The following is a 9,586-nucleotide window of genomic DNA, read 5'->3' on the forward strand; positions in this document are numbered from 1 at the left end:
GTTCACACCGCCGACAGCACCGCGCCCGTGACGAGCTGATCCCGGCCGGAATCCTTGGCCTGGTACAGGGCTGCGTCGGCGCGCGCCAGCCAGCCCGCCACGGTCTCGCCGGGGGCCAGTTCGGCGAGACCGACGCTCACGGTGCAGGCCAGACCGGGTGCCAGAGCCTCCCAGTGGTGGCCGCGCACAGAGGACAGCAGGCGCTCGCAGGCCTGCTCGGCACACTCGAGGGAGGTGTCGGCGAAAACGAGCAGAAACTCCTCACCGCCCACGCGCACGGCCATGTCGCTGTCCCGGGTGACGGCGCGCAGCAGGCCCGCCATGGCGTTCAAGACCTGGTCGCCCGTGGCGTGTCCGTGCTCGTCATTGACCCGCTTGAAGTGGTCCATGTCGATCATCGCCACGCAGATCGATTGCCGGGTGTCGCGGGAGCGGCCCATCAGGCGCGGCAGCCGGCGGTCGAGGGCCCGGCGGTTGGGCAGCCGGGTCAGCGGGTCGGTGTTCGCCTGCACGTCCAGATCGTCGGCACGGATGCGCAGCCGCGCCGCGTCGAGCTGCGACCGCTCCGCATCGTGGCGCGCCTGCTCGATCCCCAAGGTGTTGATCAGCATCTGGGACTGGATGCCGGCCGTGTCGGTCGTGCGCTTGAGAATCAGGGCGTGCAGGATCTCGACGTGCTCGAGCGCCTGCTCGAACCGGCCGCACTCCTTGTGCATTTCGAACAGTGCCTGCTGCAGCTTGATGTGCAGGGCCGGGTCGTCGTCGAGGGCAGCGACCAGCAGCTGGGCATTCATCATCGCCGTGGCGCCGTCGATGTCACCCTCGGCTCGGGCCACTTCGGCCAGCTGAGCGTCGTTGTTCTCCTCAAGGCTGCGGAACCCGTGCGCCTTCGCCAGGCGGCGGGACCGGCCGGCCTGCTCGCGGGCCTCCTCGTGCTCGCCGAGTTCGATCAGGATACTGACCAGGTTGGTGCGGGCGATGCTCTCGTAGAAGTTGTGCCGCTGGGCGTGGGCCACGGCCACGGCCTCCCGCACGAGCAGGAGGGCCTGATTCAGGCTCATCTGCGCGTTCTGCGCCTGGGAGTTCTGCGGCTGGGAGTTCTGCGCCTGGGCGTTCTGCGCTTTCTGCGCCTGTGCGAGCTCCAGAAGGCTGTCGCCGAGGTTGTTGAGCCCCACGAAGCTCGCCTCGGGGTCATCGATCGTGCGCGCCAGGGCCAGCGCCTGCCGCCCCAGCTCGAGACCCCGCTCGGCCTCGCCCATGCCCTCGTGCACCATTGACGAACGGCTGAGCGCCCAGAATTCGGCCAGTGCGCTGCCGCTGCCGCGGGCGGTCTCCAGCGCCGCGAGCGCGTGACGCAGCGCCGGCTCGTAGAGCCCGGTATCGCTGTAGGCCAGCGTCAGGGTGCAGTGCACCTTGGACTGCCGAAGCAGGTCATCGGTGCCGTTCAAGAAGTCCAGCGCCAACAGTCCCTGGTGAACGGATGCCTCGTAGTCGCCCAGTCGCAGCCGGTGCAGCGCCAGGATTCCCCGCGCCTGCGCCTGCTGCAGCAGCGTCGCGCCCGCCCGGGCCAGCACCGCCTCGGCCTGCGCGACACCGTCGAGATGGCGCCCGCCGGCGCTGGAGCGCTCGCACTCGGCGAGCAGCTCGTCAATCGAGGGTTCGAGCGCTGGTTCTGGCGCTGGTTCGAGCGCTGGTTCTGGCGCTTCCGAAGCTGCCTGAGGCGCTGCTGGTGGTGGCAGGTCGATGGCCGGTTTTTCCCCTAGGTCGTGTGCGGCGTCCTGGTCTGACTGCATATTCAGTCCCCCAACTGTTTCCGCTTAGACCGAATGTAGCAGTCGGCCCGCCGCAAAAACCGGGTTCTGGAGCGCGGCGAAGAGGGGCCGCCGCCCCAAAACGAGGCGCACGCTGATCGGCTGGAGCGGGCATCCGTCGCGGCTCATCAGGGTGCCGACCTAGGATGATCGGATGACCGACCTTGCCTCCTCTCCCGTGTCCGACGCCCAGCGCCTCACCATGTTCGGGGCGGAGTGGTGCGGCGACTGCCGCCGCTCGAAGAAACTGCTCGACACACTCGAGGTCGACTACGACTACGTTGACCTCCTGCTGGTGGAGAACGGCGCCGACCGCGCCCACGCGATCAGCGGCCGCACCCAGATCCCGGTGATCCTGTTCCCGGACGGCACCCATGTGGTGGAGCCCAGCGACTCGATCCTGCACGCGAAGCTCACCCAGCTCGGCAGCATCCGCTAGCAGGCCGAACTCCCCGCGGCCCGGCGCGCTCTGGCCGGCTCGCGCGCCGCGCCACGCAGCCCGGCTCGTGCGGGTCAGCGCGGCTCGCGAGCCACGCAGCCCGACTCGCGCGGGTCAGGGGAAGTAGTCTCCCAGCACGCGCGCCGTCACGAGCGCGAGCTTGCGGTCGAGCTCGTCATACAGGGGCATCAGCGGCGTGGCGCCGGATGCCGTGTGCACCACTCCGGCGGAGTCGAAGATGGCGATCGGCTCGAGGTCGCAGAGCAGCGCCCAGAACGGCTGGAAGAAGTACACACTGCGGCCGCCGGACTCGAACTCTTCGAGGGTCATCGCGACATACTCGGCCCGCGCCCGCACGGTGGAGGGGAAGTCGCGGAAGTACTCGCATCCGGGGTCCTCCGGATCTTCGTCGTGCAGCATCGGCGCCGGAACCGCGTACCACTCGTAGCGGTCATTGGTCGCGGTGGCCAGCGCGCTGGCGATCACCCGGTAGGTCAGCGCCCGGGCGGACGTGGCCGGTGTGACCTTCGGAATGCCGAGCCCGGTCGCCACCTCGATGCGCTTGACGATCGCGTGCGGGCTGAGCGCGGCCAGCATCTGGATCCAGCTGATCTTGTTGACGACCCCGTCGACCAGGAACTTGCAGCCGCCCTCGAGGTCCCACTGCACGCTCATGCCGTCTTGCTCGTCGTGCACGATCAGCAGACGGTCGGCCTCGTCGACCTCCACCCCGGAGATGCGGAGATGCGGATGCCGCCGCACCAGTTCGCTCGCGATCCACCACATCTGGGCGGTGAGGAAGCGGTCCGCCGGCGGGTTGTACACCTCGTAGCCGTCGACTTCACCGTCGTCCTCCGAATAGAGGTCACTCTCGGCATTGGTGTCGCCGCCGTCGGTGCCGCCGTCGGTGCCGCCGTTCGTCGCGTGGTCGGTGGCGCCGTTCGTCGCGTGGTCGGTGCCGCCGTTCGTGCCGCCGTTGTCGCCTTGGGGCCGGAAGTTCTCGCTGGAATCGTTTGACTCTGCGTCACTCATAATCGCGTCCCTCCACTCGATTCGGCTCTGCCGGTACATCATCGTCGATCTGGGCCTCGCGCGAAACTCCCCATTCGAGGCCGACGGTGGGCGGCGCTCCTGCACAGGTGGGCTACTCCCGCGGTTCTGCACATGCCGCGTCGGCCGTGGCATCTCTGCGCCGGACCGCACATACGGTACCGGCATGACCACCGCCGCGAGTCGTTCCCGTCGACGCCCCTCGATCGATTCCGTGGGCGACTACCTGAACGAGATCGGCCGGGTGCCGCTTCTGGCCAAGACGGATGAGATCGAGCTCGCCCGGCGCATCGAGGTCGGGTTGTTCGCAGAGGAGCGGCTCTCGCGGCTGCGGTCGGGCCGTGTCGAGGTCGCCGGCTGTGTCGGAGCTGGGGCCCAGGTCGAGGGCGGATTCGGATTCGAAGTCGAGGTCGGGGGCGGTGGCGGGGCCAAGGTCGAAGTCGAAGTCGAAGTCGCCGGCTGTGTCGGGGTTGGGGTCAAGGTCGAGGTCAAGGTCGAGGTCGAGGTCGAGGTCGGAGAGGAGCTTCTTTGGCTCGCGGCCGACGGCAGGCAGGCGATGAATCACCTGATCTGCGCGAATCTGCGGCTGGTGGTGTCGGTGGCCCGGCACTTCGCCGGTCGCGGACTCGACCTCCTCGACCTGATCCAGGAAGGCAACCTCGGCCTGATCCGGGCGGTTGAACGCTTTGACCACACCCGCGGTTTCAAGTTCTCGACCTATGCCACCTGGTGGATCCGCCAGGGCATCCACCGCGCGCTGGCCGACCAGGCCCGCACCATCCGTCTCCCGGCCCACCAGGTCGAGGTGCTCAACGGCCTCAACCAGGTGCAGCGCCGGCTGCGGCAGCGACTCGGCCGCGACGGCACCGCCGCGGAACTCAGCGAGGCCAGCGGGCTCAGCACGGAGCAGATTGTGAAGCTGCGGAACCGCGCCGGCCAGCCGCGGTCGATCGACGCCCCGGTCTGGGCCGATCTCGGCAGCGGCCTCGAGAACGTGCCCTTCGGCGAGACCATTTCGGATGCCCAGGCGCTCGACCCCTGCGACGTCACCAGCCGTACCCTGATGCTGGAGCGCCTCGGCCGCCACCTCGCCCTTCTCCCCGGCCGCGAAGCGAGCGTGCTGGTCATGCGGTTCGGCCTCGGCGGCCAGGCCCGGAAGGCCCGGCGCGAGATCGGAGCCCACTTCGGGGTGTCCTACGACCGGGTGCGGCAGATCGAACTGCAGGCCTTGGCCCGGCTGCGGCCGTCGCTGGCCTCCGGGAGGGAGTCCGGGGAGAGCGTCAGCGCGTAGGCCTCCGGACGGCGGCGGTGCGGGGGCACAGGCGAGCGGTGCCGGGGCACAGACCAGCGGTGCCGGGGCACAGGCCGGCGGTGCCGGGGTACGACCGGGTTCGCGGCGGCATCCGTTTACCGAAATGCTTGACGGCGATTCCTCCGCGAGCGTAGCGTCAAACTGTTGCCCCGGACCCCGGTGACCACCTTTGCTGTGCCGACTGAGGGGGGTTCGATGTTTGGGAACGCGGGTGCGAAAGCGCCGACGGATGCCGGTGACCCACCGGGCGGGTCGGTCCGCGCCGCAGGGGGCCAGGCTCCGGTCTCGGCTCCGATCTCCTCTCCGATCTCCTCTCCGATCTCCGAGGCGTTGTCCGCCGTGCCGCCGGAGCGGGCCCGGCCCACCGAGAGCAGCGTCTCCCTGGTGAACAGCGATTCGGTCGGCAACTGGCTCGATCAACTGCCGGAGCGCTCCTGGGATCTCGGTCCGGGCGAGTAGTCCGCGGGTCCCGAACGGGCATCCGTCTGCCGAGGTCACTCGCGAGTGTCACCTTTCCGGTCGAGAGTGCCCCTTCCGCGGGTTTGGGAATGAATCCACAGAAACATGTGTTTGCATAGAAGTCGACGTGAAGTCAGACTATGCAGGGCAGTCTTCGCAAGGCAGCCTATGCAGGGCAGGCTGCGCACGTCGGACCGCGCATGCCGACCCCCTCGACAGACCGATACCGACCGACTCCCCGCCAGAAAGGGACCCATGACCCCGCAAACCTCCGGACTGCACCACGTCACCGCGATTGCCGGTGCACCTCAGCGCAACATCGACTTCTACGTGACCGGCCTCGGCCTGCGGCTCGTGAAAAAGACGGTCAACTTCGACGATCCCGGCACTTATCACCTCTATTACGGGGATGACGCGGGCCGTCCGGGTTCACTGCTCACCTTCTTCCCCTGGACGGGGATCTCCAGCGGGCGTCCCGGCTCGGGGCAGTCCACGTCCACCGCGTTCTCGGTGCCGGCCGGCAGCCTCGGCTGGTGGGCCGGCCACTTCAAGGAACTCGGCGTCGACTCCGAGTTCGTGCGCCGCTCCGCCGACGAGGAACGCCTCTCCCTGCGCGATCCCGACGGCCTGCAGTTGGATCTCGTTGCCTCGTCGACGGTTGATCCGCGCAATCCGTGGGACTCGGCATCCGTGCCCGCCGAATACGCGGTGCGCGGCCAGCATTCCTCGGTGCTCACCGTCGCCGACCCCACCGGCACCGTCGAGGTGCTCACCCGCGACCTCGGCATGCACGTGATCGAGGAGACCCCCGACCGCATCCGGGTCGGTGCCGGCGACGGAGTTCCCGGCAACATCGTCGACATCATCGCCGACCCGAACGGGCAGGTCGGCTTGACCGCCGGCGGCAGCGTGCACCACATCGCGTTTCGGGTGCCGGACAAGACCACGCAGGAGCAGTGGCGTCAGGAACTCGTCGCGCGCGGCTACGGCGTGACGGCGATCCTCGACCGGCAGTACTTCACGTCGATCTACTTCCGCGAGCCCGGCGGCGTGTTGTTCGAGATCGCCACGGACACCCCGGGCTTCGACATTGACGAGCCGCTGCTCGAACTGGGCCGCTCGCTCAAGCTGCCGCCGTGGCTCGAGCCCAGCCGCGACCAGATCGAACGCGCCGTCGCACCGATCACCCTGCCGAGGGAGAACAACCCTGCCCTCGTCGCGGGTCAGTAGGCGGCCCCGATGAATGAGATGCCCGACCTCGACCTGCCCGATTTCGACCAGGCCGACTCCGATCGCGCTGCCGCTCACCGGGCCGCCGGCGACGTGGCCGCCGCCTGGGAGCAGGCCGCCCTCGACTGGCCGCACGTGTTCCGGGCCGGCCGGCCCGCGGCATCCGTGGGCTCCGACGCGCCGGGAGCCGACGCAGCCGGAGCCGACGCGCCCGTGTTCCTGATGCTGCACGGCACCGGCGGCAACGAGCAGGAGACCCTCAACCTCGCCGACGCGCTCGACCCGGCCGCGACCGTGCTCTCCCCGCGCGGACGCGTGACCGAGGGTGGCATGCTGCGTTGGTTCCGCCGCCTCTCCGAGGGCGTGTTCGACGTGGACGACGTGGTGATGCGGGCCGGCGAACTGGCCGGTTTCATCGCGGCGGCCCGGCAGCGCTACGACCTCGGCGACCGCAGCATCATCGCGGTCGGTTTCTCCAACGGCGCCAACATCGCGCTGGCCACGGCACTGCTCTACCCCAAGGCGCTCGACCGGGTCGTCGCGTTCTCGGGCATGTTCCCACTCGACGATCGAACGCTCACGACGGACCTCGCCGACACCGCGGTGCTGATGCTCAACGGGCGCTCAGACCCGATGGCCCCGCTCGCGAGCGCAGACCGGGCCGCCGCGACGTTCACCGCGCACGGCGCCGAGGTCGAGCGTGAGCTGCGCGACGGCGGTCACGGCATCGCCGCAACGGATGTCGCCGCCGCCCGATCCTGGCTGGCCCGCCAAGCGCAGGTCCGCGCGTAGGCGCGCCGTGAGGGAGCAGCCCGCGGCGGAAGCCCTTGATTTCGAGTACCGGACGCAGCGGCAGCGCGTGCTGTTCGGCAGCGGACGCGCGGCGGAGTTGCTCGCCAGGGTGCTGAGCGAGTTCGGCGAGCACGGCGAGCTCGGCAGCAAGGACGACAAGCACGACGAGCACGACGAGCTCGACGGCAAGGACAACAAGCACGACGAGCTCGGCGGCAAGGACAACAAGCACGACGAGCTCGGCGGCAAGGAGTCAGGCACACCGAGCGCAACCCCATCCGGCACCGCCCAGGCCGCTGAGACCCCGGGCGCAACCGGTGGCACCAACACCGACAACACCCCACGCGTGATGGTGATCGCGAGCCGGCGGGAACTGGAGCGGTCCGCGGCGGTGCTCGCGGGCATCCGTGCGGCGGTGGTGTTCGATGAGATCGTGCAGCACGTTCCGGCGGAGTCAGCCGAGCGCGCCCATCGTGCGGCGCAGGCGGCCGACATCGACGTGGTCGTCGCCCTCGGCGGCGGGTCGGCGATCGGGCTGTCCAAGATTCTCTCGCTGCGCAGCGACCGCCCCGCCGGGCTGTCGATCGTGGCGGTCCCCACCACCTATTCCGGCTCGGAGGCCACCGCTGTCTGGGGGCTGTTCGAGAATGGTGTGAAGACCACGGGTTTCGATCCGAGGGTGCTGCCCGGAACCGTGATCTACGACCCCACCCTGACGCTGTCCCTCCCCAGCGAGCTGGGTGTGTCCAGTGCGCTGAACGCCCTCGCCCACGGCGTTGATGCGCTCTGGGCTCCGGGCGCGAACCCGGTCAGCGCGCTGATTGCCGCCGAAGGCATCCGGATGCTGGCGCGCGCCCTGCCGCGGATCGTCGCCCGGCCCGCCGTAGCCGGGGGCGATCCTGATCTGGGGGGCGGCGGCATCCGCGGCACGTTTGCCGCCCGGGAGGATGCCCTCTACGGCGCGTATCTGTCCGCGAACGCGTTCTCCAGCGCCGGTTCGGGTCTGCATCACAAGATCTGCCATGTGCTGGGCGGTGCTTTCGGGCTGCCGCACGCGCAGACGCACGCGATCGTGCTGCCGCATGTAGTGGCCCTCAACGCGTCGGCTGCGCCCGAGGCCGAGGTGCGGATCGCCGCGGCCCTGGGCTCGAGTTCCGCAGTCGAGGGGTTGCTAGCCCTGCGGAACAGCGAGCACGCGCCGACTGCGCTGCGGGACTTCGGGTTTGCGGAGTCGGACATCGCCCGGGCTGTGGAGCTGATCCTGCCGGCGGTTCCCGCGTCGAACCCGCACCCGGTCACGTCCGACGACCTGACCGTGCTGCTGCGGAACGCCTGGGCCGGCACCGCCCCGGGCAGGCGGTAGCGGTCGGGTACCGCTCGCCGCCTGCCGCCTGCCGCTCACCGCTCGCCGCTCGCCGCTCGCCGCCTGCCGCCTGCCGCCTGCCGCCTGCCGGTCGCCGGTCGCCGGTCGCCGGTACGCCGGTCGCCGGTCGCCGCTTGCCTGATGACCGCCCAGCGTCGCCGTTTCTGCCGAATGACGCCGCTCTACCGACGACACTGGGCAGAACCGGCGACTCTCGGCGCAGCAGCGGCCCCGCGTCCGCCGCCCGCCGCCCGCCGCCCGCCGCCCCGAACTGGCGGTCGAATTCGGCGAGCAAGGGGTCCCGCCACTCCCCTTGCCGCGGACACCGGGCGCGCTAGGCTGCCAGCGGAAAAAGGGAGGCACAATGAGCAACACGGATCGCGGCGATGGTGCCGAGCAGAACAACACCAACCAGCACGGGTCCGAGCAGACCAACGCTGACCAGACCAACACCAACCAGACCAACACCAGCCGGACCAACGCTGACCAGACCAACACCAGCCAGACCAACACCAACCAGCACGGGTCCGAGCAGACCAACACTGACCAGACCAACACCAGCCAGACCAGTCCCACCCACGCGGACCAGCGCATGGTCCCCGTCGAACGGACCCCCGAGCAGTCCGCCGACCGTCTCTCCAGGCAGTTCGCCCAGGAATCGCGGCTGCGCATCCTGCGGAGCAAGGCCGCCGTCGCCCGGTCCGAGGTCGATGCGCTGGCCGCCGTGCACCTTGACGCCGACACCCTCGAGGATCTGCTCGACACGGCCACTCCACGAGAGGCCGAGCGGCTGCGCAAGTCCGAGCACGAGATCAGTGTGCGCGTCGCCAAAGCCCAGGAAAGGGCCGACGCCGCCGAGGCTGCCTACGAGCAGGCCGTTCTCGACGACTTCGACGAAGCCGAGCGCTGACGCCGCCGCGAGCACCGCCCGCTCGAACGAAGAACACGACGCACGAAGACGGATGCCGCACACCGGCATCCGGTTTCTGCTGCAGCCTCTCCCCCGCCGAGCCACCCGCCCGCCGAGCCACCCACCCGCCCGCCAAGCCGCCCACTCGCCAAGCCGCGCGCCCGCCGAGCCACCCGCCCGCCGAGCCACCCACCCGCCCGCCAAGCCGCCCACTCGCCAA

The 9,586-nt window shown here is 69.9% G+C and carries 9 protein-coding genes; 7 read left to right on the forward strand and 2 right to left on the reverse strand.

From position 1 onward, the window contains the following. Positions 1–2: 2 nt before the first annotated feature. Complete coding sequence (locus E3T28_RS03780; RefSeq protein WP_134428096.1) at positions 3–1,793, reverse strand: GGDEF domain-containing protein; 1,791 nt, start codon at positions 1,791–1,793, stop codon at positions 3–5. Between the two features lie 172 nt (positions 1,794–1,965). On the opposite strand from E3T28_RS03780, the gene E3T28_RS03785 reads away from it, so the two are divergent. Further along, positions 1,966–2,250, forward strand: a complete 285-nt coding sequence (locus E3T28_RS03785) for a glutaredoxin family protein (protein WP_134428098.1) — start codon at positions 1,966–1,968, stop codon at positions 2,248–2,250. Between the two features lie 114 nt (positions 2,251–2,364). Here the strand turns inward: E3T28_RS03785 and E3T28_RS03790 are convergent, their stop codons facing one another. After that, the gene (locus E3T28_RS03790; protein ID WP_134428100.1) at positions 2,365–3,282 is read right to left on the reverse strand and encodes a TY-Chap2 family putative peptide chaperone; all 918 of its coding nucleotides are present in this window, start codon (positions 3,280–3,282) and stop codon (positions 2,365–2,367) included. A 184-nt stretch (positions 3,283–3,466) separates the two neighbouring features. Between E3T28_RS03790 and E3T28_RS03795 the strand changes: the two genes are divergently transcribed. The 6 genes from E3T28_RS03795 (at position 3,467) to E3T28_RS16740 (ending at position 9,366) form a co-directional block, all read left to right on the forward strand. Next, entirely contained in the window at positions 3,467–4,591 is a 1,125-nt protein-coding gene (locus E3T28_RS03795; protein WP_134428102.1) for a sigma-70 family RNA polymerase sigma factor, read from the forward strand. Positions 4,592–4,807: 216 nt separating this feature from the next. Beyond that, on the forward strand, positions 4,808–5,071 hold the full coding sequence (locus E3T28_RS03800; protein ID WP_134428104.1) for a hypothetical protein: 264 nt from the start codon (positions 4,808–4,810) through the stop codon (positions 5,069–5,071). A 255-nt stretch (positions 5,072–5,326) separates the two neighbouring features. After that, entirely contained in the window at positions 5,327–6,301 is a 975-nt protein-coding gene (locus tag E3T28_RS03805) for a ring-cleaving dioxygenase (protein WP_134428106.1), read from the forward strand. Positions 6,302–6,310: 9 nt separating this feature from the next. Then, on the forward strand, positions 6,311–7,093 hold the full coding sequence (locus E3T28_RS03810; protein ID WP_241979148.1) for an alpha/beta hydrolase: 783 nt from the start codon (positions 6,311–6,313) through the stop codon (positions 7,091–7,093). A gap of 7 nt (positions 7,094–7,100) precedes the next feature. Beyond that, entirely contained in the window at positions 7,101–8,456 is a 1,356-nt protein-coding gene (locus tag E3T28_RS03815; protein WP_241979149.1) for a maleylacetate reductase, read from the forward strand. Between the two features lie 364 nt (positions 8,457–8,820). Beyond that, on the forward strand, positions 8,821–9,366 hold the full coding sequence (locus tag E3T28_RS16740; protein ID WP_166786915.1) for a hypothetical protein: 546 nt from the start codon (positions 8,821–8,823) through the stop codon (positions 9,364–9,366). The last annotated feature ends 220 nt before the right edge of the window (positions 9,367–9,586 follow it).

The organism is Cryobacterium sinapicolor (assembly GCF_004403465.1).
In the GTDB taxonomy this organism is placed as follows: Bacteria; Actinomycetota; Actinomycetes; order Actinomycetales; family Microbacteriaceae; genus Cryobacterium; species Cryobacterium sinapicolor.